Genomic DNA, 23,428 nt, shown 5'->3' with positions numbered 1-23,428 from the left:
ACATGGCCTCGTCCTCGGTGATGCGGAAGGTATCGCTGCGCAATCTGGGTGCGCACAAACTGCGACTTGCGCTGACGGTCTTCTCGATCGTGTTGGGTACCGCGTTCGTCGCGGGGTCGATCGTGTTCACGTCGACCATCTCGCAGGCCTTCAACTCGATCTTCGACAACGCCGCACCCGGTGTGTCCGTCGAAGTGACCCCGGAGGATTCGAACTCCGCCGGGGTGTCGAAGTCGGTTGTCGACCAACTGAACTCACAAAAGAAAGAGCTCGGTATCGACAAGCTGTCGACCAACTACTCGGGCCTGGTGACCATTGCCGATTCGAGCGGCAAGGCACTGCAAACCGGCGGGGCGCCGAGCATTGGTTCGGCGTACATCCCGCCGAACGAGTCGCTGTCTCCCGACGACGGAAAGCTGCTGCCCGGCGGACGTGCACCGACCGGATACCAGGAAGTGGTCCTCAACGAATCGGCGGCGGAGAAGGGTGATCTCAAGGTCGGTTCGCAGACGAAAGTGGTTGTCGGACAGGGCTCGAGCCAGCCAATGGACGTCACGGTCGTGGGCATCAGCCAGCTCACGGGCGACACCGGCGGATTCGTGAACGTGCAGTTCGAACGCGAAGCGGCAAGCCAACTGCTCTCCGACGGTGAGCATGTCGCGACCGTCGACATGTCCGCGGTCGCGGGCGTCAGCGACACCGAACTGCGCGATCGCGTCCAGAAGCTCCTCGCGTCGGATGCGCTCAAGGTCCGTACCGGCGATCAGGTGCGCCAGGACGAGAAGGACCGCGTCAACCAGTTCCTCACCATCTTCACCGGCATCCTGCTCGCCTTCGCCGCCATCGGTCTGGTGGTTGGCACATTCATCATCTACAACACCTTCTCGATGATTGTGGCGCAACGCAATCGGGAGCTCGCGTTGCTGCGTGCGGTGGGCGCCACCGAGCGCCAGGTATCGCGATCGGTGTTGTTCGAGGCGTTCATCGTCGGTGTGATCGGTGGACTCGTCGGTCTCGGTGTCGGCATCGGGCTGGCGGCTGCGCTCAAGGCCATCACGTCCTCGACGTCGGGGCTACCGCAGGCGTCGCTCAACGTGAGCGTGTGGGCGGTACTCGCGGCGCTGTTCGTCGGCGTCGTGGTGACGATGGTCAGCGCCTGGGTTCCCGCGGTGCGTGCGGCCCGAGTGCCGCCCGTCGAGGCGATGCGCGCAAGCGACGCCGAGCGCGCGTCGTCGTTGCGCAACCGCACGATCGCAGGAGTGGTGTTCGGTGTGATCGCCGTCGTCGCGATCGTGTGGGGTGCCATGGGGGAGGGCATGCTGCGTGCGATCGTCGTCGGTCTCGGCGCGGGCGCCGCGATTCTGGCGGCCGTACTCGCGGGCCCGGCATTACTGCAGCCCGTCGTCGGTGTGCTCGGACGAGTGATCGGCGCACCCTTCGGGTCGATCGGCTACCTTGCCCGCACCAACGCGATGCGCAATCCACGACGCAGCTCCGCGACAGCCTTCGCGCTGACACTCGGGCTGATCCTCGTGGCCGTGATCGGCACGCTCGGTACATCATTCAAGGGCACCGTCGACACCGCTGTCGACACGGGAATCACCGCCGACTACATCGTGACCGGCACCAACAACCTGCCGATCTCGCCAGCCGTCGCCGAGGCCGTGAAAGGTGTGAAGGGCGTCGAGGATTCGGTCAGTTTCGGTGTGGCGCAGGCGCGGGTCGGTGACACCAAGGTCAGTGGCTTCTCGCCGCTCGGGGGCCAGATCAGTTCCGTCACCAACATCGACATGCTCGACGGCGCGTCGGACAGACTCCCGGACAACGGGATGTTCGTCAGCCAGCGTACGAGCAACGACAGGGGCTGGAAGCGTGGTGACACAGTCACTTTCACCTCGTCACTCGGTCAGCAGGTTCCCACGCGGGTCGACGGCGTGTACGCCGACAACGAGACGTTGCAGCCGTGGCTCGTTGGCAGCAAGGTCTACGAGTCACTGATGCCCGAGCCTGCGCGGATGAGCTTCGGAGTGTTCGTCAAGGCGAAGCCCGGCGTCGACTCATCAACGCTACGAACAGATCTCGAGAACGCGACCAGTTCGTACCTCACGGTGCAGGTGCAAGATCGTGAACAGTTCAAGAGTAGTGTGTCGCAGCAGATCGACCAGATGCTCGGCGTCCTGTACGCCATGCTCGGGTTGGCATTGGTCATCGCGATCCTCGGCATCGTCAACACACTGGCGCTGTCGGTGGTGGAGCGACGCCGCGAGATCGGAATGCTCCGAGCCGTCGGCATGGTGCGCGGTCAGGTTCGACGCAGCATCTACCTCGAGTCGGTGTTCATCGCCATCTACGGTGCGCTAGTCGGTGTGGTGATCGGCGTGGTCGTCGGCTGGGCGCTGGTGCGCACACTTGCGCGCTGGGGACTCGGCGATCCGGTCCTGCCGTGGACGCTCATCATCGTGACGCTGATCGGAGCGGGCGTCGTCGGAGTGCTCGCCGCGCTGTGGCCCGCCAACCGCGCCGCCCGCACCCGACCACTCGAGGCGATCGCCGAGGCGTGAGCGGCGGGCCCTGGGCGGCGAGCCCGGGGCGCGCAGATGTCCAGCGATCCGTATGACAGTTCCGCCCGAAATCGGCGCCGACTGTCATACGGATCGAGCTGGCACACGGCGCGGCCCGATCGCCGAAGCTGCGCTGCCCAGAGTGAGAGGTCTTGGACCAGTCCCACATGTGGCGACAGGCGGTTTGGCACAATCGGCGCCATGACGCGACCACCCGAGGACCCGAACGACCCGGCCGAGCACCCGCACACCCGGGCGTTCGACCCCAACGAGGACCCTTCGGCGGGCGGCGACCCGACGGCGCGCACCGAGGCCTACTCGCAGCACGATCCCTACGCCAACCAGCCGTACGGTGACCAGCAGCCGTACGGGGACCAGGGCTATGCCGATCAGGGATACGGCCAGCAGGGGTACGGCCAGCAGGAGTACGGCAACCAGGGCTACGGCCAGCAGGGCTACGGCAACCAGGAGTACGGCCAGCAGGGCTACGGGGACCAGCAGCAGTCAGGGCAGGACCCCGACTCGTCGGGCGGAGGGAAACGCACCGCGATCCTGGTGGTGGCGATCATCGCGGTCATCGCACTGATCGCCGTAGTCGCCTATGCGATCATCCGCAGTTCCGGAGGCGACGGCGGCACAGCCGCGACCACCGCGCCCGCGACCACCACGGTGACCACGACGCCCACCACGACGACGACCGAGGAAACCACCACCGAGGAAACCACCACCACGACAACACCCGCGCAGGCGGCAGGGGCCGTGACCTACCAGATCACCGGCAACGGCGACGTCGTCGCACTGCGGTTCCGCAAGGGCAACGACTACGAGATCGTCGCGGCGACCGGAACCCCGTGGTCACGGCAGGCCACCGTCACGGGCACCGACGCGGAACTCACCGCAGTCGTCGTGCGTGGCCCGGTGACCTGCAACATCCTTCGCGGTGAGGAACTGCTCGCCTCGGCGACCAGCAACGGCGGCACACTGCGCTGCGCAGCGGGGCTCGGCTGAGCACAGGGACACAGGGGCGCCCAAGCCTCAGCGCGGCTCGACTACCAGCACCAGGTTCGTCGCCGCAACCTCGCGCACCAGCGGTATGCGCAGCACCCACCACGCCCAGCTCGGCAGGTAGCGCGGGAAGGCCGCGACCAGCCGTGCACGTCCGCGTCGGGAGCGTGCCCACCGCAGACCGTCGTCGGCGGTCACGGCAAACAGCGACGTTCCGAACAGGTTCTTCGGCGGATGCCCGTTGCGCCGCGTGTACCAGCGCGCGGCCCGGGCGCCACCGAAGTAGTGCCGCAGACCCATCTCGTGTCCACCGAACGGACCCCACCACAGCGTGTAACTGACGATCACGACGCCGCCAGGACGGGTCACCCGCAGCATCTCGTCGGCCATCTCCCACGGCGCAGGCGTGTGTTCCACGACGTTCGACGAGATGCAGATGTCGACGGAACCGTCGGCGAATGGCATCTGCTGGCCCGACGCCCGCACCGATCCCCGATGTTCGAGACCTCCCGCGTGCATCTCGGACGGGTCGGGCTCCACAGACAGATACGACGCCCCGCGCTGGCGAAACGCATCGGCGAAGTAGCCGGGACCGCCGCCGACGTCGAGCACCACGGCACCGTCGAGCTCGGCGAAGGCGCCAACGAGATCGGCGGTGTCGTCAGCGAGGGCGCGGTAGAAGCGGGCGGGGTCGGACTGCTCGAAGCGGAAGTCGTTGAGCAGCCCCGCCGCGCGTGCGAGCGTGGCGATTCGGGCCATCCCGGCGTCGGCACGTGTCTTGGTCGAGCCCGCCGTCGAGGAGTCTGTGGTCGTTCTCGGTCGCGGCACGTCGGAGATGCTACCGGGGTGGGTGCGTAGCATTGTCGGCGATGAACACCCCGTCCGACGTCGTGCTGCTGTGCTGGCGCGATACCCGCCACCCCCAGGGTGGAGGCAGCGAAACCTACCTCGAGCGGGTCGGTGCGGAACTCTCTCGACGCGGAATGCGCGTCACCTACCTGACGTCGACGTACCCGGGTGCGTTGCGCACCGAGGACCGCGACGGCATGCGCTTCGTACGCGCAGGGGGCCGGATCACCGTGTATCCGGCCATCCTGGCCGTGCTCGTCGCCGGTCGGCTGGGCTTCGGTCCGCTCGCGGGAGTCTCGCCCGTCGCCATCGTCGACACACAGAACGGCATCCCGTTCTTCGCGACACTGGTCTCGTCGTCGCCGACCATCGTGCTCGTGCATCACTGTCACAGAGAGCAGTGGCCGGTGGCCGGCCGTCTCCTCGGCAGGCTGGGATGGTTCCTCGAGTCGCGGGTGTCGCCGCGGGTCCACCGTCGCAACCGGTATGTGACGGTGTCGGCGCCGTCGGCGCGCGAGCTCGTCGAACTCGGTGTCGACGACGACCGGATCACCGTGGTGCACAACGGAATCGACCCGACGCCTGACTCGGCGGTGCCGGTACCGCGTGACGATCACGGGCCGGCTCGGCTGTGCGTGCTCTCGCGCCTCGTCCCGCACAAGCAGGTCGAGGATGCGCTGCGGGTTCTTGCCGACCTGCACCGCGCGGGTGAGCGTGATGTGCATCTCGACGTCATCGGCGACGGTTGGTGGTCGTCTCGATTGCGTTCGGCTGCAAGCGAACTCGGTGTCGAGCGTCTTGTGACTTTCCACGGTCACGTGTCGAACGAGCGCAAGTATCAGATCCTCGCGGAGGCTGACGTGCACCTGATGCCCTCGCGTAAGGAGGGGTGGGGACTAGCGGTGATCGAAGCCGCACAGATGGGCGTGCCGACAATCGGCTACCGCCACGCCACCGGACTCGCGGAATCGATCGACGACGCCGAGACCGGACTACTCGTCGACGGTGTCGACGAGATGCTCTCCGCCACAAGAAAACTCCTCGACAATCCGGCCGAACGCAACCGCCTCGGAGCGGCCGCACGCGAACGGGCGCAACGCTATTCGTGGTCGGTGACGGCCGACGGCTTCATGTCGGTCTTCGATCAGTCCTCGCGCGGCTGAACCTCACTGCGATCCCGACGGCGCCGTAGCGGCCACAGCGCGGCCACGCCGCCGCAGATGATCAGCGCAGCCCAAACAAGGTGTGCCGCGTAGGCCGTTACGCGCGCTGCGCTGGAGGCGTCGCCGATGTCGGTCGGGTCGTCGATGCGGAACAGGACGAGATCGTGGCCGCGGAAGACGATGTCCGCGCGGTCGGCCAGCCTAGCCGGTACATCGGGTTGAGCTGTGCCCGAGAGATTTTCGACGAGCACCCAGCCGACGCCGAGCCGAGCGAGGGTTGTCGGGTCACCACCGGTGCGCAGCGCTTCGGTCACCTGCTGTGCGCGCGGTGTCGCCTCGTCGACGGTCGCGCCGTCGACGACGAGTTCACCCGATTCGACGACGGGCGCGCGCAGCATGCGTGCGGCCGGATCGAGTGATGGCGAGTCGGTGAAGGGGTACTGCCGCACGGTGCCGGGAGGCCATAGCGCGACGTCGCCCGCGTCGGCGGGAACGAGTTGCGCAACGCGCGCCCAGTCATCGGGATACTGCACCGTCGAGAGTCGTCCGCCGACTCCCCACGCGAGGTCGGGCAGCGGTGCCACCACGAGAAGAACCACCGCCGCGAGCGCGAAACCCGAAGGGACGAGGTCACGCAACCGCCACACCGCGGCAGCGCTCGCCATCGCGACGCTAGGCATCACCAGCGCCACGAACTTCGACGAATCGCGCAGCAGTCCACCGCCCGGGATCGCGGAGACGACCCCCGCGAGCGCGCCGCTGCCCGGTCCGACGGCCGTGATCGCCAGACCAACAACCACCACAACACCGAGTACGCCCAGTGCCCGGACGAGGGGAGCGTCGACAAGCAGTTCGCGCCTGCGCCACAACGTGATCGACCCGACCCCGACGACTGCGATCAGACAGACCGTCGCGACCGCTGCCCACCAGAACGTGCGGCTCGCAGGTGCGGCGTCGGCGTTCCAGATACCGCCGAGGCCCAGCACGGTGCCGAGCGGTCCGAGCCCTGGTTCGGACCGTAACCCGAAGGCGCGCAGGCCCGCCGAGCCGTCCGTCGAGGTCGACGCAGAGGTCAGCAGCGCGGCCACCAGCCACGGCAGCGCCGACAACACCCACGCCGCCAGCACACCGATCAGCGGCCGCGCGCGGACGCAGACCACCGCAACGACGAGGCCGAACAGTGAACCGCTCGGCGTGAATCCGGCGACGGCGAGGAGTGCCGCCAATACCAACCAGTGACGCAACGAGGTAGTAAAACCGTATTGCGCAGCGGCCAGCGCGATCCACCCCAGCGCGCCGTACCCGACGAGAAGCCCCCAGTGGCCCTGGAGAAGTCGTTCTGCGACAAAGGGATTCCACAACGAGACGATCGTCGCAGCGACGGCGCCGGTCCGGCCCGCACCGGGTACGAGATGCGCCGCGAGTCTGCCGTATCCGACACCACCGATCGTCAGTGCGGCGAACAGGATTGCCGTGACGAGGAATCCGCCGTCGACCACCGAACTCCCCAGTGCCACAGCCCAATCCTGCGGAACGGCCCGCGGTGGTAGGTCGCCGATTCCCAACGTCGTGTCGGTCACGTACGACCGAGGCGTCGACACCGCGTCGCGGTAGAGCAGATATCCCGGGCGCAGCAGCGGACCGAGGATCAGCGCGGTCAACGCTGCGCTGATCACCCAGAGCGTCGGCAGCAACCGGTGCATGGCGTGCCGTGTGATCTGGGTCCGGTGATCTGAGTCCGGCGAACTCAGTAGTGGTAGGTGTCCGACGGTGCCGACGCGTGGCCGGGATCGACCTCGTACTCTGTGCCGGTCACCCCGTACGCGCGGGCGAGGTCGAGGATCTTGGTCGCGCGGGCGATACGGGGAAGGTCGGAGCCGTTGCGGATCTCGCCGCCGTCGGCCTCGAACTCGGCGAAGAATTCTTTCGCCCAGGTGATCTCGTCGATCGACGGCGTGAGGCCCTCGTTCACCGGAGCGCACTGATCAGGTGTCAGACAGATCTTGCCGGTCATGCCGAATTCGACGCTGACGGCCGTCGCCTCACTGAGCTTGAGCGCGCTCGATCCCACCGTGGGGCCGTCGATGGCGCTGGGTAGGTGTGCCGCCTTCGCCGCGATGGTGAACCGTGAGCGCGCGTACGCCAGGGTCATCGGGTTGTCGCCGAAGCCGGTGTCGCGGCGGAAGTCTCCGATACCGAACGCCAGTCGGAAGGTGCCCTTCGCCGACGCGATCTCACTGATGCGTTCGAGCCCGCGTGCCGTCTCCACGAGTGCGACGATCGGCACGTCGGGGAGCCGCTTGGCGGTCTCGGTGACGTGGTCGACGGACTCGACCATCGCGAGCATCACGCCGCCGATCGGGGTCTTCGAGAGCGCCTCGAGGTCGTCGGCCCACCACGGGGTGCCGAAGCCGTTGACACGCACCCAGTCGCCTGCGCCGCCGGGAAGGGGGTTGCCGTCGGGGCCGGTGCCGGGATCGCTGGTCAACCATTGGACGACGTTGTCGCGTGCGGTGAGCTTGTCCTTGGGAGCGACCGCATCCTCGATGTCGAGCACGACGATGTCAGCGCGCGACCGCGCAGCGTGTGCGAATCGATTGTGCTGGGCGCCGTTGACCAACAGCCAGCTACGCGCGAGAACCGGGTCGATGCGAAAGCCGACGTCGGTGCTCTCGACGTCGGTCTGCGTGTTCTGGTCATACATCGCTGTCTATCGTTTCACACCGGAGAGGCACACTTGACCACATGGTGCGTTCCCCCGTCGTCGATGCAGTCGGGTGGGTTGCTGTCGGTTCGATGCTCGCGAACGTCTGCTCGTACGCGGTCCATCTCGGTGCTGGCCGCTGGTGGCTGACGCCCGCGGAGTACGGCGAACTGGCCGTGGCGCTCTCGGCACAGTTGGTGCTCACCGTTCCCGCGCTCGCGCTGCAGGCCGTGGTTGCGCGCGAAGTCGTTCACGGCCGCGATGACCTGCGGATACGTACTCTCACCATGCGGTGTGCGCTCGCCGTCGCGGTACTTGCGGTCATCGCCGTCCCGGTCGTCTCCGCAGTCGCGTCGACGTCGTGGACACTCACCGCGGCAGGGCTGGCGGCCGCGCCGCTGCTGACCGTCGTCGGCGGTGGTCAGGGTGTGCTGCAGGGGCGTCGACGATTCCGAACGCTCGGCGTCGTCCTCGCGGCGGTCGGGGTGGTGCGCGCTGCTCCGACGATCGCGGCACTGGCCGCGGGCGCCGGACCGGCAGGAGCGCTGCTCGCCGGTGCGGTGGGGACCGCCGTCGCTGCTGCGGTCGTGTGGGGCCTCGCCCGTGCGCGCATGCCTGCCGGGAGCACGTCTGGTGCCGGACTGCCGGGTGCCGGCCTGTCGACCGTCGTCCGGGCGTCGCAGGTGCAACTGGTGCTCGTCGTCGCGGTCTCGCTCGACGTGCTGCTCTCGCGCACCGTCCTAGACCCGCGTGATGCGGGCGTCTACGCCTTCGGTGCCATCGCGACGAAGGTGGCCTTCTGGTTGCCGCAGGCGGTCGGAGTCGTGTTCTATCCGCAACTCGCCGACCCGGCGTCGTCTGGTCGGTCACTGCGCCAAGCGGTCGGGGTTGTTGCCGCGATCGGGTTGGTGATCACGGTGCTCGGCGCCCTCGCCGGACCACTGTTGCCCACGCTGATCGGAGACGACTATCGGGAGTTGACCGACCTGCTCGGACTGTTCGCCTACACCGGCGCGGCGTTCGCGGTGCTACAGGTGGCCCTGCTCGCGGCCATTGCGCACGACCGCACCCGCATTTCGATCCTTGCCTGGCTCTTCCTTGCCATGGAGGCCGCCGCGATCCTTCTGCTCGGGCACAGCGTGATGCGGCTCGCGGTGATCGCCGCTGTCGCCGCGACAGTCTCCGCGGTCACGACGACTCTTGTGGCCCTTCGGGTTTCACATCGGACTCCGGATCGTCGCGTGTCCGACGGTGCGGTTGGTCGTCGTGCCTCCGACGGCGCGGTCGGTGATCGTCGACCCAGCGCTGCCACCGACCCGGGAACGTGAGCAGCGCCCCCGCGATCAGCGCCAGCGCACCGACGATTCCCGCGATCAGTGGGACCACGCGCCCCCAGATGGTGACGGGTCCGGCGAGCGACGCCGCGTCGTCAGCCATCGCGCGCTGCGTCGAGCCGTCGAAGCCGAACGTCGCGCGCAGGTTGGTGAGTGCGACACCCGAGTCTGGGCCATCAGAACCGGCAACGCGGTAGGTCTGTTCGACGTCGACGCGTTCGTCGAGGATCACGCCGGTCGCGGCGTCGACCGAGATGTCCCACTTAGCCCGATGGTGCAGCGTCGCGGTGAGTTGCCGGTTCGGGTCACCGTCGGTGATGCCGAACCACGACGCCGGTCGCGTGATGCGCGTGGCCGGGGTGCCCGAGGGCGTGCCCGAGCCGATGGCGGCGAGGTCGGTGTCGGGGATCTCGGCGCGATACCGGATCGCGGTACGGCCGCCCACCTGTGACTCCCCGGCGTCGACGAGTGGCACGGTTCGACGCGTGGTGACGTCGAAGTAGCGGGCGCCCGACGTCGGCGGATCGAAGGGCAGCACGTAGGTGTAGCCACGACGATCCGACGCCTGGACCGGCGCGGAGTTGCTGTCGTACTGAATCTCGGAGTTGCCCCGCGTTCCGCCGACGGCCCCGAGATCGGGCAGCGCCGAGCGACGGTTCAGCGTGACGCGGTCCCGGACAGCCGACACCGTCGGCGACGTGCACGCGTCGGCGCCCTCGGTGGGCGCGACCTCGCTGCCCGGTCGAGCGGCGTCGGACTCGGATTCCTTCCCATCGAGCCAGATGCGGTCGGCCTGCACCGATGCGCCTGCCTGCAGTGTTACCCGTCGTGCATCGGCGGGACGCACCGCGACGACACGTTGCTGGCGTACGAGCGTCGCGTCGAGGACACGTGCGCGCGGTGTGTTCAGCGAGCATCGGTCGAGGATCTGCGCGTGCTCGTCGTCGGACATTCCGGCCGTCGACACCGTTGTCTGATCGGTGCTGAGCGGGATGGTGCGGAGGCGATCGACGAACAGCGTCGGCAACGCGATGGTCACCGCGATCAGGAAGGCGCCGAGAAAGATGAGGGTCGGCCCGATGAGATCGGCCGTGCTGAATCGGCTCGCGGTCGGGGCGCCCGGGGTGGGTGAACTCGGGGTCCGGGCCTGCGACATGGGCACGACACTACTGTTCGGGTGCTGTTCGCCTGTCGGGTGCCGGTTCGGTGGCCGCATACGCGTCGCGCGAAGGTCCGTATCCTGGGCTGGTGCCAGAGCCATCGACGACGCCGATCACCTCGTCGTCGAGTGGCCCGGCGCGCAGGTTCTTTCCGCAACTCGAGGGCATGCGCGCGGTTGCTGCGCTCGGGGTGCTCACCACGCACGTCGCGTTCCAGACGGGTGCCGTCGCGCTTCCCGTGATCGGCCCGATCCTGGGCAGACTCGATCTCGCCGTCGCACTGTTCTTCGCGCTGTCGGGGTTTCTGCTGTGGCGGCCGTGGGTGGCGAGCGCACACGGCTGGTCGGGTGCGGGCCGGTCGGATCACGCGGCGCACCCGCCGATACGTCGCTACCTGCGCCACAGGGTGGTGCGCATCTGGCCCGCCTATCTCGTCGTCGTGGTCGTCGTGTTGACCTTGCTGCCCGAGGCGCAGGGCGCCGACGCGACGGTGTGGTTCGCCAATCTGACGCTCACGCAGGTGTTTGTCCCGCTGTCGCTGACCGCGGGCCTGACCCAGATGTGGAGTCTCTCGGTCGAGGTCGCGTTCTACCTGCTGCTCCCGATCCTGGGATTCGCGTTGTTCGCGCTGCGCGGCCGCAGCGTGTCCGCCCGCATCCCGGTGCTGGTCGCGCTCGCCGTGGTGAGCCTGACCTGGGGGTGGATCGCCGAACTCCTTCCGACGCCCGACGGCGTCGAACCGACGAACTGGGTGGTCGGGCATCTTCCGTGGTTCATCGCTGGATTGGTGCTCGCCGAGGTGGCGGGTGCCGACGAACTGGGCCAGCCGACTCGCTTCACGCGGGTTGTCGCCGTGATCGGCGCGCGACGCAGACTGATGCTCGTCGTGTTCGTCGTCGCGTATGGACTGGCGTGCACACCTCTCGCGGGACCGACGGGACTCGGAGATCTCGAGCCGTGGCAGTTCGCCGTGAAGACCACGCTGGGGGCGATCTGCGGTTTCACGCTGCTCGCGCCGCTGATCTGCTCGGATGGTCGGGCGGGGGTGCTGTCCCGGCTGTCCGACCGACCGTTCCCGTTCCTCACCTCGCCGGTGATGCTCGCGCTCGGGCGGTGGTCGTACGGCATCTTCATCTGGCATGTGGCCGTGCTCGCGGTGGTGTTCGGGCTGTTCGGGATCGTCCCGTTCACCGGCCACACCGCGGTGGTCTGGATCATCACCGCGGTTCTCAGTATCGGGATTTCGGCGGCGAGTTACGCGTTCGTCGAGGAGCCGTCGCGCAACTGGCTGCGCTCTCGGGAAGCGCGGCGCCGCGGAGTGACACCTGCCGCGCGCAGCCAGCGGGACAGCGCGTCTCGCGACGACTCCGGCACAGCAGAGACGAGTGCCGACCAGACGGTGCTCGCGACCGCGACGAACGCGGGAAGCTGAACCCACCAAGCGAATCCGTTGTATCCGGACTCGGCGTGCCACGGCGCCGCCGCGAGTCCGATCGTCGCCGCCAGCATCGCGACGAATGTCAGTACCACCCGCGCTCGCGGGCTCAGTGCCGCAACGGTTGCGCCGACGACGACGGAGATCGCAAGGCCCCACCATCCCGTCAGTAGCCAGGAGGCGGTTAGCCAGCCGACACCCGCACATGCACACGCCGCGAGCGGCGTCGACGACTCGACGGTCGGCTCGGGCGCCGTGTCGGGGTCTCGTCGAGTGCGAATCGGCCACAGGGCAAGCGCGAAAAGCAGTGCGAGCAAGAGGAATCCGATGAGCAGCGCCCAGCGGTACGGAGTGTCGTAGCGGAACTCGAGAGCGACGGTTCCCGACGCTCCGGCCGGAACCTCCCACCCCTGCTGCCAGCCGTTCACGACGACCGGCCGCAACTCGGTACCTCCTGACCCAGCGCTTTCCGACCCGGTGCCTCCCAGACGCGCAACCCATCCGGGATTCTCGCTCTCGGGAACGACGAGGAGCCGCGCGGCGTCCGCGGCGTCGACCTGTACCGAACGCGACGTCGACGACCACGTGAGGACGCGCGGCATCTCGCTTGAATGTGGCTGTGTAGCAGTGCTGTTCGACGACGCTGGTGTGCCATAGCCGCCGCCGGCGTCGAGTCCGACGGTGTTGACAGTGAAAGCGTTGCCGGGATTCGCCGACAGTTCCTGCTCGCCCGCACCGAGACGCATGGTCGGCGTGCAGGGCGTCGCGATCACCGGTTCACCCCGGCGAAGTGCTCCGGCGGTGGTCTGGATTTTCATTCCGGTTACCTGACCAGACACCGTGATTCCCACGCCGCCGTCGCATCCGACGGAGATCGGGCGTTCGTCGTCGAGCGGGGGTGCTTGCGGGGCGGGTTCCACCTTCACCTCGGCTATCCCGGTCGGTGCGACGCTTGTGAACCCAAGGCTGTTGACGTCGATGAGGTCTCGTCGTGCAAGCACTGTCAGCGAAATATGATCGGTGACTGCGGGATTCAGCTCGACGACGCCGTCACTTCCGACCGTGCGTTCCTGTGGGCCGGTTCCGAGGTCGACCGACACGCGTGTCGGTGCCGCGGGATAGTCGCGCGGCAGCACGAGGCGTAGACGATCGACGCGTTGCGGCGTGGGCAGTGAAATGTCGAGTCGAGGGCGGGACTTTCGGCCGGGCTTGTCACCGTCCTTGCCATCGTCGCGTGCGGTCCACACGGTTGTCGGATCGCCGTCGACAGCGGCCTGCGCGGAGCCTCTCGTATCCGACACCGACGACGGCCCGCGTGCTGTCACGGTTCCCGGACGAGCAAGTAGCGCGTTGAGTGCGTCGCCCGGTTTCGGCCTGAGCACCATCAGGGGCGCGACGGTCGTCGGCTGCGGCACCGACAGCGCGCGCGTCATGACCCCGGGCGTCTCGGGTGAGAGGCCTAGTCCGCCAGCGCATCTCACGACATCGGTAGCGGGGTCACCCGGGGTGTTGTCGAGCAGGCAGCTCGAGCGGCCCGAGAGTTCTTGGGAGAGGACCCAACTCGATACCTTCGTATCCGACTGCAGTGTCGGCAGCACCACGCGGTGGCGAATGGTGAGCGGTATGCCCGACGAGAGGTCGGTGAGTGCGACCTCGCCGAGCGCGAACTGGTTTCCGGCAGAACCATTCTCGGTACTGATGGCGCGGATCTGAATCCAGCGGGTCGGGCCGCTGGGCACGGTCACCGTCACCGGCTTGTTCGGCTCGACACCCTGCGCGACGGTCGTGCCCGCCTCGGTGGTGACCAGAATCGACGACACGTCTTCGCCGAGCGCCTTCGCGGTGGTGAGCCGGACGGCGAGATCGCTTCGCGGACGGGTGAAATCGATGCGCATCCACTGCCCGACCGCAGACGACAGCCCGCTACTCGCCCACGCCGTCGACGCGTCGCCGTCGAACGCGGCGGCGGGCGAACTCGCGGGCGACGTCTGGCCCGGCTGGGTGGCGTCCGACGCCGAGCCCGACGTCGAGACCGATACCTCGCCCGGCGCGTTGTCGAGAAGCCACTGTCCCTCGACGAGGGGCTGGCCGTCGACCGGGTAGTCGGGCGCGGCGTTCTGGGTTCTGCGTGCATCGCCGGGTGCCCGGATGGCAGAGCTGTGGTCGTCGACGCGGCCGAAGTCGGTTTCGCGGTCGGCCGGGGTGTCGGTGACCACGAGTGGGGCGTCGCCCAGACCTGCGCGGACGGCGTCGGATTCGAGGAGCGACGGGCCGAGCGGGGCCATGCCGAGTCGCGCGCGCAGATCTTGCACTGCGGCAATCGATTCCGGGCCGCCCGAGATGCGGGTCGCGGACGCCGTGTCCGTCAGTATCGGGCCGGTGCCCGGGAACGACGCGACGTCGGATTTGCCGCTGTGGTCGACCGCGAAGATCTGGATGGCGGGCATGTCGGGTCGTAACCCGTTGTCACGCACAACACCTCGCGCCGACGGTGGGCCGACCCGCGGGCCGAACGTCGCGACACGGCGTAAACCGGGCGAGCCCGTGAGCGTCTGTTGGGCTAGCAGAGGACGGGCTGACCGCGATGTCTCCGGATCGAGATCAGCTCGTAGAACAACGAAGTCGATGCCCTGACCCGCGAGAGTCGCAGCAAGTCCTGGCGAGGGGCGCCCGGCTGCGATGTCGCGTTGTACGGAGTCCATGGCGCGGATCGCCCCCGGCGGTGTCAGGGGTATCGCATCGCGCACCGCCCACGGTGTCGTCGACAGCGGTTGGAGCGGTTCGTCGCGGGTGAGTCCCCAGAGCTGATCGGCGAACGGGGCTCCGGGCACCACGAGCGCCCGATCGGGATGTGCTGCGTTGTTGTTGCCGTCTGGGTCAGCTCCGTCGGCATGGTCGCGCAGCCAGTCGGCGGTTTGCTGCCAGTATCCGGGGATCGCGCGGTAGGTACCGTCCGGGGCCAACTGCCCGGTCCAGACCAGCGAGCCCGCACCGATCAGGGCGACGACGAGGACCATCGTCGCGGCGACCGGACGCGAACGCTCGGGATGGGCGAACGCGGAGAACGTCTCCCGCGCAGACGCCGTGCCCGGAAGCGGCACGCGGGCGAGGAGATGCGCGAACCCGAGGACCAGCGGGATCCTGATGAACGGCTCGAACTTGTGGATGTTGCGGAGGAAGGCGCCGGGACCGTCGAGGAAGACGCGAATCGGTTCGGCGATCGGCGACCCCAGGCCGCCCGCGTAGCCCACGCACATCAGGACGAGGCCGACGACGAGGATGGTGACCCAGCGTCCTCGAAACGGCATGCGGCGCATGCACAGTCCGGCAAGTCCCGCTGCCGCGAGAGTCCCGGTGGCGAGTACCGCCGCGGGTTGCGTCGTCAGCACGGCACCCGCCACGCGCTCGGGCGAGACGAACGGCGTCCACGAGCTGGTCCCGCGCAGCACCTCAGTGAGCGACGTCCATTCCGTTGTCACGCGCGAGGATTCGATGAAGTCGAGGAACGGGGGCGACACGCGCGACAGGATCAGCAGCGGCACCACCCACCACGCGCACGCGAGCACCAGCGCGCCCGCCCACGCGACGCCGAAGCGCAGGCCGCGAGTGGTCTCGACTCGGGTGCTCGCTGCGCTCGCGCCCGGCTCGACCAGCGGGTGGGCCTTCCCGCTGATTGAGCTTGTCGAAATCACCCACCACACCACGGCGACGCCGAGCGCGGCGAGGGTGGCCACGGCGTTCACCGCACCCATCAGCGCCACCGCGACCGCCGACCGGCACGCGTCGCGCCACAGCGGGTACGGCGACGGCCGTTCGGCGTCGAGCGCCCGCACCACCGGGATCAACACCCACGGTGCGAGCATCATCGGCAGTGTCTCCGACGAGATCGAGCCAAGCGTCGTCAACACTCGCGGGCTCAACACAAAGACCAGTGCGGCCAGAAGCCGGGAACCCGGTGAGCCGATCCGCAGCAGTTCGGCGAGACGCACGATTCCCACGAATCCGACGGTCAGCAGAATCGCCCACCACAGACGCTGGGTGATCCACGGCGGAATGTGCGCCAACTCGCCGACGGCAAAGAACGCGCCATGCGGGAAGAAGTAGCCGTACGCCTGGTTCTGTACCTGGCCCATCGGAGCGGTCGGCGTCCACAGATGAGCGGCCCGTGCCAGGAAGCCGAGAGGGTCAGCGGTGAGGTCGAGTTTGGTGTCGGCCGAGATACGTCCCGGCGACTGCAGGAGGCTGACGATCAGCGCGACACCGAAGACGATGCCGACGCCGCGTCGACTCATTATGCGATCCGCCGAGTGGGCTTCGCCAGCCGAGCGGGCCTTCCCAGCCGAGCGGTCGGGGGACCTCAGATGCCGCGTGATTCGATGCGTGATTGTCCGATGCGAGGTGCGCTCACTTGTCGTCGGCGTTCTGGCGTGAGCCGTAGTCGACGGACCCCTGCACGAAACCGCTGTTGGGGTTGATGTTGTTGACATCGGTCGACGGGCTGTTCTCCGACGCGATCGCTCCGCCGAGGAATACCGCACCCAGGCCGACGATGATGCCGGCGATACCAGCCACGGCTCCGGCGATCAGTCGGTTGTTGCGCATGCGGACGAAACTACCATTTCGCCGGTCGACTTCAGACGGTGATCTCCGGGCGTGGCTCCGACTCGCACTTGGCGGGGACGATGAAGACCGGACGGTGACAGTGCTTGAGGACGCGTTCTGCCACGGACGACCGAAGAAGAGCCTTGAAACCGGTGGCGCCGCGAGTCCCCGTCACCAGCAGGTCGGCATCCAACGAGTCCGCAGCCGCGATGAGCGCCGACCAGACCGTCGAATCCGCTTCGACCAGTGTTCCCGTGGCATCCAGGCCCCACTCGGTCGCGAGTGCGACGCCGCGCGCATTGGTCTCGGTTGCCTCCCGCTCGAGCGCCTCGTCGACTTCGATTTCTGCCCTTGTGTCCAGGTACGGCTGCATCCCGGCCGCCAGCGACGAGACACGGGGAGCGCTCATGGCCCCGGGTTCCCACGCGGTCACGACGTGCGCGACGCGTGCCTGGAGGAAACGTGCTGCGTATCGGATGGCGCGATCGGCATTGGGCGATCCGTCGTATGCGATCAGAAGAGTCTGGCCGGTGCGGGAGTTCTCGTGCTGGGTCTTTTCGCGCTGGTCAGCGCCACCGGGGCCATGTGGGCCGGTGGGGGAGGGTGACGACCCCGCAGCCATGGGGGAATCGTACATGCCAGACTCGGTACATGCGCCTTGATCGACGACGTTTCACAGGTGTCCGGACGGCTGGTGTGGTGCTCGCTGTCGCTGCAACGCTGACGGCATGCCAGACCGGCTCGTCCGGTGGTGGATCGTCGGTGACGTCGGCGTACGCCTCGACTCCCTCTTCGCAGAGCGTGGCCTCGTCACCCGCGGCGTCGCCGGCAGTGGCACCCAACGCGTGTGGGGCGCCCGAGCTTTCGCGAATGACGTTGCGACAGAAGCTCGCTCAGCTCATCGTCGTCGGCGTCACGGGAACTGCCGACGCCACGCAGGTGGTGCAACGTGAGCACATCGGCGGCATCTTCGTCGGAAGCTGGACCGACAAGTCGATCCTGACCAGCGGTGCAGCCGCCCGGCTCTCGCGCTCGCAGCCATTCCCGCTGATGGTGACCGTCGACCAGGAGGGCGGCCGCGTGTCGCGGCTGTCGTCGCTCGGCATCGACAGTCCGTCGGCGCGCGAGCTGGCTCAGACCAAGACGCCGGCCCAGGTGCGCACCCTTGCGGCGTCGATCGGCGGTCAGCTCAAGCGGCTCGGTATCACCGTCGACTTCGCGCCCGACGCCGATGTGAGCGACGAGAGCGCCGACGAGGTGATCGGCGATCGTTCGTTCAGCAACGATCCGCAGGTCGTCACCCAGTACGCGGGCGCCTTCGCCGCGGGACTCGAGGACGCGGGCATCATGCCGGTCTACAAGCACTTCCCCGGCCACGGCCACGGCTCGGGCGACTCGCACACCGGGGTGGTGCGCACACCGCCGCTGTCGTCGCTGATCACCAGCGACCTCGTGCCGTACAAGACGCTTCTGCGTAACCCCGGCAACGCGGGTGTGATGGTCGGGCACCTGATCGTGCCGGGACTCACCGGGCCCGAGACGCCCGCGAGTATCAGTCCCCGTGCGATGACCATGCTGCGAACGGGCAAGCCCTACGGGGGTCCTGCGTTCAACGGAGTCGTGTTCTCCGACGACCTGTCGGGTATGGCCGCCATCAGCCAGCGCTATCCGATCGAGCAGGCCGCGCTGATGTCCATCAAGGCCGGCGGCGACATCGCGCTGTGGATCACCACCGACCGCGTCTCGTCCGTGCTCGACTCGATGCAGAGCGCGGTGACCGCCGGCACGCTCACGCAGGCTCGCGTCGACCGGTCCGTCGTGCGGATCCTGCGCGCGAAGGGCGTGCTGCGCTGCTGAGGGTGGCGGTTGTACCGCCGCGCAAACTTACTCACTGGTAAAATTAGTGGGTAACCCAACATGTGCAGTGCCGCAAAGAGGAGATGAGTGATGGCAGGCGGAACCAAGCGTCTCCCACGCGCGGTTCGCGAGCAACAGATGCTCGACGCCGCGGTGAAGGTGTTCTCGGAGAACGGGTTCCGCGAGACCTCGATGGACTCGATCGCGGCAGAAGCGCAAATCAGCAAGCCGATGCTCTACCTGTACTACGGCTCCAAGGACGAACTCTTCAGTGCGTGCATCGCGCGTGAGTCCGGAAGATTCATCGACGCGATGGCGATCGGCTTCGATCCCACCCTGCGACAGCGTGATCAGGCCCGCACGGTGGTCCGTGAGTTCCTGGGGTACGTCGACCAGCACCGCCAGTCCTGGAAGGTGCTCTACCGCGTCGCCATCGGCACGGCCAACTTCGCGCAGATCGTGCGGGACAGTCGCGATCGTGTCACCGACATGGTCGCCGAACTGATCCGCCGCGGGACAACTGTGGAGGGCGCGAGCGACATCGATTTCGAACTCACCGCGGTGGCACTCGTCGGTGCGGGTGAGGCCGTCGCCGACCGCATCTCGGAGGGCGACGTCGACATCGATACGGCCACCGACCTTCTCGTCGGCATCACCTGGCGTGGCCTGAAGGGCGTCGGGCGCGGCACCGTGGCCGGCGGGAGCGTCGACGCCGAGGACTCCGGCGCGCAGGCCTGACCGCCACGCGCGCACGCTGTTTCAGGCGCCGATACACAAGAGCCGATACACAAGAGCCGATGCACATAGAACACAACACCGCCGCCCGCACTTCGTAGAGTGCGGGCGGCGGTGTCGTGTCGGGTGGGCGCTGCTCAGGCGTCTCGCGTGGTGGCGGTCAGGTACGGATATCCCTTGCGCCGGTTGAGAATTGCGATGTCGAAGTTGCCGGACGATTTCCCGCCGACCCCGTCGATGCGTCGAACATAGAGGTTGACCTTCGCCGGAAGCAGGATCGGCTTGCCCCACTTCACCGCGTAGGTGACGTGGTCTGGCAGCTGTGGCTCGACGTTGGCGATTGCCGCTGCGGCACTCCACATTCCGTGCGCGATGGCCTTGGGGAAGCCGAAAGCCTTGGCGCTCAGGTCGCTCATGTGGATCGGGTTGCGGTCGCCCGATGCCGCGGCGTACTCGCGGATGCGGCCGAGATCAACCGACAGGATCGCGTTCGGCGGTGGCGGAGCCTGCTCACGCGGCGCGGGGCCGCGAGGTTCGTCGGACAGGCTGGTGCGCTGCTGCGAGAGGAACGTCGCCACCTGGCGCGTGACCGGCTCGGTGCCGACGCTGAACTCCGACACCATGTCGACGAGAATGCCCTTGCGGTGTTCGCGCAGATTCTCGGCATGCGTCTCGATGGTCAGCGGCTCGTCGACGCCGATCGGACGGAACCGCTCGACGGTGTTCTCCAGATGCACCGAACCGACTGCGCCGAAAGGGAAGTCGCCGTCGGTCATGATCTTCATCGCGAGCGGGAACTGCAGCACGAACGGGTACGTGATCGGCAGCACCGGACCGAACTGCTGGCCCGTCGCGAGCGTGTACGCCTGCAGTCGATCCGGGTCGACACGCACGTTCTCGAGGCGATACCGCCTGTCCGGTAGCGGAGTATCGGGACGCACCGGTCCCGACTTGCCGATCACCGGGAGCATCGCGGTGACAGCCTTCGAGTACACGTCGAGCGTGCTCGGCGGGCCGTCGAGTGTGATCGTCTTGCTCATCAGGCCCCCAGGAATCCCTGGCCGCAGACGCGAACCACGTTGCCGGTGATGGCATTGCTCGCCGGGTTGGCGAAGTAGGCGACGGTCTCCGCGACGTCGACGGTCTGGCCACCCTGCTGCAGCGAGCTCATCAGTCGTCCGGCCTCACGGGTGGCGAGCGGAATCGCCGCGGTCATCTTGGTCTCGATGAAGCCCGGTGCCACCGCGTTGATGGTGATGCCCTTCTTCTTGAGAATCGGCGAGTACGCGTCGACGAGGCCGATGACACCGGCCTTCGACGCGCCGTAGTTGGTCTGGCCGCGGTTGCCCGCGATGCCCGCGATGGAGCTGACGTCGACGACCGCACCGCCCGAGCGCAACGCATCCTTCTCGACGAGCGCGTTGACAAGTGACTGCGGCGCAACGAGATTGACCGAGATCACCGAGTTCCAGCGGCCCTCATCCATGTTGGCGAGCAGCTTGTCGCGGGTGATTCCGGCGTTGTTGACGATGATGTCGATACCGCCGTGACGCTCGAGTGCGTGCTCGGCGAGCTTGCTGCCCGCGTCGGGTGCGCTCACGTCGAGCGGGAATGCCGTTCCGTTGACCTTGTTCGCGGTCTCGGCGAGTGCTTCACCGGCGGCGGGGATGTCGGCGCAGATGACGTGGGCGCCGTCGCGCGCCAGCACCTCGGCGATGGTCGCGCCGATGCCGCGCGCGGCACCGGTGACAACCGCGACCTTGCCGTCGAGCGGCTTGTCCCAGTTCGACGGTGCGACCGAATCGTCGGCGTCGACGCGAATCACCTGGGCGTCGACGAACGCCGACTTGGCCGAGAGCACGAAGCGCAGCGTCGACTCGAGTCCCGTGACACCGGTCTTGGCGTCGGGGGAGACGTAGACGAGTTGAACGGTCGAACCCTTCAGCAGTTCCTTGCCGAGCGAGCGTGTGAAGCCCTCCAGCGCGCGCTGGGCGACATGCTCGTCGGGGTCGTCGATCAGCTCGGGAGTGGTGCCGAGCACGACGAATCGCGCGCAGGCCGCCGTCGAGCGCATGACCGGCTGGAAGAACTCGTACAGCGCGCTGAGGTCGGCTGCCTTCTTGATGCCCGTCGCGTCGAAGACCAGACCGCCGTACTTGTCGGCGCTGCGACCCGTGGTCGCGTTGTGGATCAGGGTGTAGTCAGGAGTGGAGAGGATCTCGCGGATCGGCTCCACGAGTCGGCCGTTGCCGCCGAGCAGCACCGGGCCCGGAAGTGGGGGCTCCGACGGCTTGTACCGACGCAGGGTCGGGGGCACCGGGAGTCCTGCCTGCTTGGCAATGAACGATCCGGGGCCGGAATGGACAAAACTCGAATACAGACCGGCGGTTCCGTTGGAAGCCACGTGAATCTCCTCTGATCGTGATGTGCGGCTCATGTGCAGGTGAATCGATGAGTCGGTTGTCGGGTAGTCGACGGACCCGGGGTCCGAAGCAGTTCGACAACTAACTTACTCTGGAGTAAGAATACGCTATAAGTGTCAACCCTCATCCCTGGGAGATCCAAGTGGCTTACACACCCAAGACTCGCGACGAGCGTCCGGTCGCGATCCTCGGCGGCAACCGCATTCCGTTCGCGCGTCAGGACAAGGCATACGCCAAGGTCGGCAACCAAGACATGTTCACCGCGGCCATCGATGGCCTGGTCGGCCGCTTCAACCTCCAGGGTGAGCGCCTCGGCATGGTCGCGGGCGGTGCGGTCCTCAAGCACTCTCGTGATTTCAATCTCATCCGCGAATGTGTGCTCGGCTCGCCGCTGTCGCCGTACACCCCCGCCTTCGACATCCAGCAGGCGTGCGGCACCGGTCTGCAGGCGATCACCGCTGTCGCGGACGGCATCGCGCGCGGACGATACGACGTCGCCGTCGGTGGCGGCGTCGACACCACGTCCGACGCCCCGATCGGTGTCTCCGAGGACCTTCGTCTGTCGCTGCTGGAGGTCAACCGTGCGCGGTCGCCCAAGGACCAGGTGCTCGGGATTCTGAAGGCGCTGCCCAATCTGGGTATCGAGATCCCCAAGAACGGCGAGCCGCGCACCGGCATGTCGATGGGCGAGCACGCGGCCATCACCGCCAAGGAATTCGGCATCAAGCGCGCCGACCAGGACGAACTGGCCGCGGCGAGCCACCAGAAGATGGCAGCCGCGTACGACGCGGGCTTCTTCGACGACCTCATCACCCCGTACCAGGGCCTGATCCGCGACCAGAACCTGCGCGGCGACTCGACCGTCGAGAAGCTCGCCAAGCTCAAGCCGGTCTTCGGTGTCTCGCTGGGCGACGCCACGATGACCGCGGGTAACTCGACGCCGCTCACCGACGGTGCGTCGACCGTGCTGCTGTCGTCCGACGAGTGGGCACAGGAGAAGGGCCTGCCGGTGCTGGCCTACTTCGTCGACTCCGAGACAGCGGCCGTCGACTACGTCAACGGTCCCGACGGACTGCTCATGGCTCCCACCTACGCGATCCCGCGTCTGCTCAAGCGCAATGGCCTGACGCTGCAGGACTTCGACTTCTACGAGATCCACGAGGCGTTCGCGTCGGTCGTGCTCGCGACGCTGCAGGCGTTCGAGAGCGAGGAGTACTGCAAGGAGCGCCTCGGGCTCGACTCCGCGCTCGGCTCGATCGACCGCAGCAAGCTCAACGTCAACGGCTCCTCGCTGGCTGCGGGCCATCCGTTCGCGGCGACCGGTGGTCGGATCGTGGCTCAGGCCGCCAAGCAGATCAAGGCCAACGGTGGCGGTCGTGCACTCATCTCGATCTGCGCCGCGGGCGGCCAGGGCGTCACCGCGATCATCGAGGGCTGAGTTCTTCCCCGATCGATCGAGTCTCCCCTCCCGTCAGATTCGTCAAAGGTTTTCCAACCGAGATGTAACGAATCGGAATGCAGGGTAGATATACGTGTTAGCTCCGGTTGAGCTGTCAGACCCCCGACCCGACAGCTCATCCGGAGCGCCTGCTTTTCCCAG

Annotated in this window: 15 protein-coding genes and 1 pseudogene; 7 read left to right on the top strand and 9 right to left on the bottom strand. The window is 67.5% G+C overall.

The genetic code is table 11. The annotated features are described in order from the left end of the window. Positions 1–2 precede the first annotated feature (2 nt). Positions 3–2,561 carry an ABC transporter permease gene (locus tag RND64_RS21385; protein ID WP_049700359.1) on the top strand — a complete coding sequence of 853 codons (2,559 nt, stop codon included), beginning with the start codon at positions 3–5 and terminating at the stop codon, positions 2,559–2,561. Positions 2,562–2,762: 201 nt separating this feature from the next. Next, positions 2,763–3,569, top strand: a complete 807-nt coding sequence (locus RND64_RS21380) for a hypothetical protein (protein WP_049700360.1) — start codon at positions 2,763–2,765, stop codon at positions 3,567–3,569. Between the two features lie 27 nt (positions 3,570–3,596). Here the strand turns inward: RND64_RS21380 and RND64_RS21375 are convergent, their stop codons facing one another. Next, the gene (locus tag RND64_RS21375; RefSeq protein WP_049700467.1) at positions 3,597–4,325 is read right to left on the bottom strand and encodes a class I SAM-dependent methyltransferase; all 729 of its coding nucleotides are present in this window, start codon (positions 4,323–4,325) and stop codon (positions 3,597–3,599) included. Positions 4,326–4,435: 110 nt separating this feature from the next. On the opposite strand from RND64_RS21375, the gene RND64_RS21370 reads away from it, so the two are divergent. Then, positions 4,436–5,578, top strand: coding sequence for a glycosyltransferase family 4 protein (locus tag RND64_RS21370; RefSeq protein WP_049700361.1), 1,143 nt, complete (start codon positions 4,436–4,438; stop codon positions 5,576–5,578). Here the strand turns inward: RND64_RS21370 and RND64_RS21365 are convergent. The 3 genes from RND64_RS21365 to RND64_RS21350 form a co-directional block, all read right to left on the bottom strand. Continuing rightward, positions 5,560–7,281, bottom strand: coding sequence for a hypothetical protein (locus RND64_RS21365; RefSeq protein WP_049700362.1), 1,722 nt, complete (start codon positions 7,279–7,281; stop codon positions 5,560–5,562). The two genes, RND64_RS21370 and RND64_RS21365, sit on opposite strands and share 19 nt — an antisense overlap. 44 nt (positions 7,282–7,325) lie before the next feature. After that, on the bottom strand, positions 7,326–8,282 hold the full coding sequence (locus RND64_RS21360; RefSeq protein WP_049700363.1) for an HpcH/HpaI aldolase/citrate lyase family protein: 957 nt from the start codon (positions 8,280–8,282) through the stop codon (positions 7,326–7,328). 1,188 nt (positions 8,283–9,470) lie between these two features. After that, positions 9,471–10,772 (bottom strand): DUF3068 domain-containing protein, encoded by a 1,302-nt coding sequence (locus tag RND64_RS21350; protein ID WP_049700364.1) that lies wholly within the window; start codon positions 10,770–10,772, stop codon positions 9,471–9,473. A gap of 170 nt (positions 10,773–10,942) precedes the next feature. Between RND64_RS21350 and RND64_RS21345 the strand changes: the two are divergent. Next, positions 10,943–12,016, top strand: a pseudogene (locus RND64_RS21345) (acyltransferase family protein); the annotation flags it as partial. A gap of 14 nt (positions 12,017–12,030) precedes the next feature. Here RND64_RS21345 and RND64_RS23190 read toward each other — a convergent pair. From RND64_RS23190 to RND64_RS21330, 3 genes are all read right to left on the bottom strand, one after another. After that, positions 12,031–16,503 (bottom strand): alpha-(1->3)-arabinofuranosyltransferase, encoded by a 4,473-nt coding sequence (locus RND64_RS23190; RefSeq protein WP_049700365.1) that lies wholly within the window; start codon positions 16,501–16,503, stop codon positions 12,031–12,033. Between the two features lie 112 nt (positions 16,504–16,615). After that, positions 16,616–16,813, bottom strand: coding sequence for a DUF2613 domain-containing protein (locus tag RND64_RS21335; protein WP_005205438.1), 198 nt, complete (start codon positions 16,811–16,813; stop codon positions 16,616–16,618). Positions 16,814–16,844: 31 nt separating this feature from the next. Continuing rightward, a complete protein-coding gene (locus RND64_RS21330) occupies positions 16,845–17,450 on the bottom strand; it encodes a universal stress protein (protein ID WP_049700366.1) in 606 nt (201 codons plus the stop codon). A 14-nt stretch (positions 17,451–17,464) separates the two neighbouring features. On the opposite strand from RND64_RS21330, the gene RND64_RS21325 reads away from it, so the two are divergent. Further along, positions 17,465–18,670, top strand: coding sequence for a glycoside hydrolase family 3 N-terminal domain-containing protein (locus tag RND64_RS21325; RefSeq protein ID WP_200903284.1), 1,206 nt, complete (start codon positions 17,465–17,467; stop codon positions 18,668–18,670). Positions 18,671–18,760: 90 nt separating this feature from the next. Further along, positions 18,761–19,408, top strand: a complete 648-nt coding sequence (locus RND64_RS21320; protein WP_049700367.1) for a TetR/AcrR family transcriptional regulator — start codon at positions 18,761–18,763, stop codon at positions 19,406–19,408. Between the two features lie 134 nt (positions 19,409–19,542). Here the strand turns inward: RND64_RS21320 and RND64_RS21315 are convergent, their stop codons facing one another. Together RND64_RS21315 and RND64_RS21310 are read right to left on the bottom strand one after the other, a co-directional pair. After that, the gene (locus RND64_RS21315; protein ID WP_049700368.1) at positions 19,543–20,445 is read right to left on the bottom strand and encodes a MaoC family dehydratase; all 903 of its coding nucleotides are present in this window, start codon (positions 20,443–20,445) and stop codon (positions 19,543–19,545) included. Next, positions 20,445–21,809 (bottom strand): 3-oxoacyl-ACP reductase, encoded by a 1,365-nt coding sequence (locus RND64_RS21310; protein ID WP_049700470.1) that lies wholly within the window; start codon positions 21,807–21,809, stop codon positions 20,445–20,447. The genes RND64_RS21315 and RND64_RS21310 overlap by 1 nt, the downstream gene beginning before the upstream one ends. Before the next feature lie 161 nt (positions 21,810–21,970). Here RND64_RS21310 and RND64_RS21305 point away from each other — a divergent pair, with 161 nt between their 5' ends. After that, positions 21,971–23,266: an acetyl-CoA C-acetyltransferase gene (locus RND64_RS21305; RefSeq protein WP_049700369.1), complete on the top strand. Its 1,296-nt coding sequence runs from the start codon at positions 21,971–21,973 to the stop codon at positions 23,264–23,266. Positions 23,267–23,428: the final 162 nt, after the last annotated feature.

The sequence above is a fragment of the Gordonia sp. w5E2 genome, from assembly GCF_036540975.1.
In the GTDB taxonomy this organism is placed as follows: Bacteria; Actinomycetota; Actinomycetes; order Mycobacteriales; family Mycobacteriaceae; genus Gordonia; species Gordonia jacobaea.
Note: the sequence above shows the minus strand (reverse complement) of the source record. Positions and strands in the feature narration are given on the sequence as shown.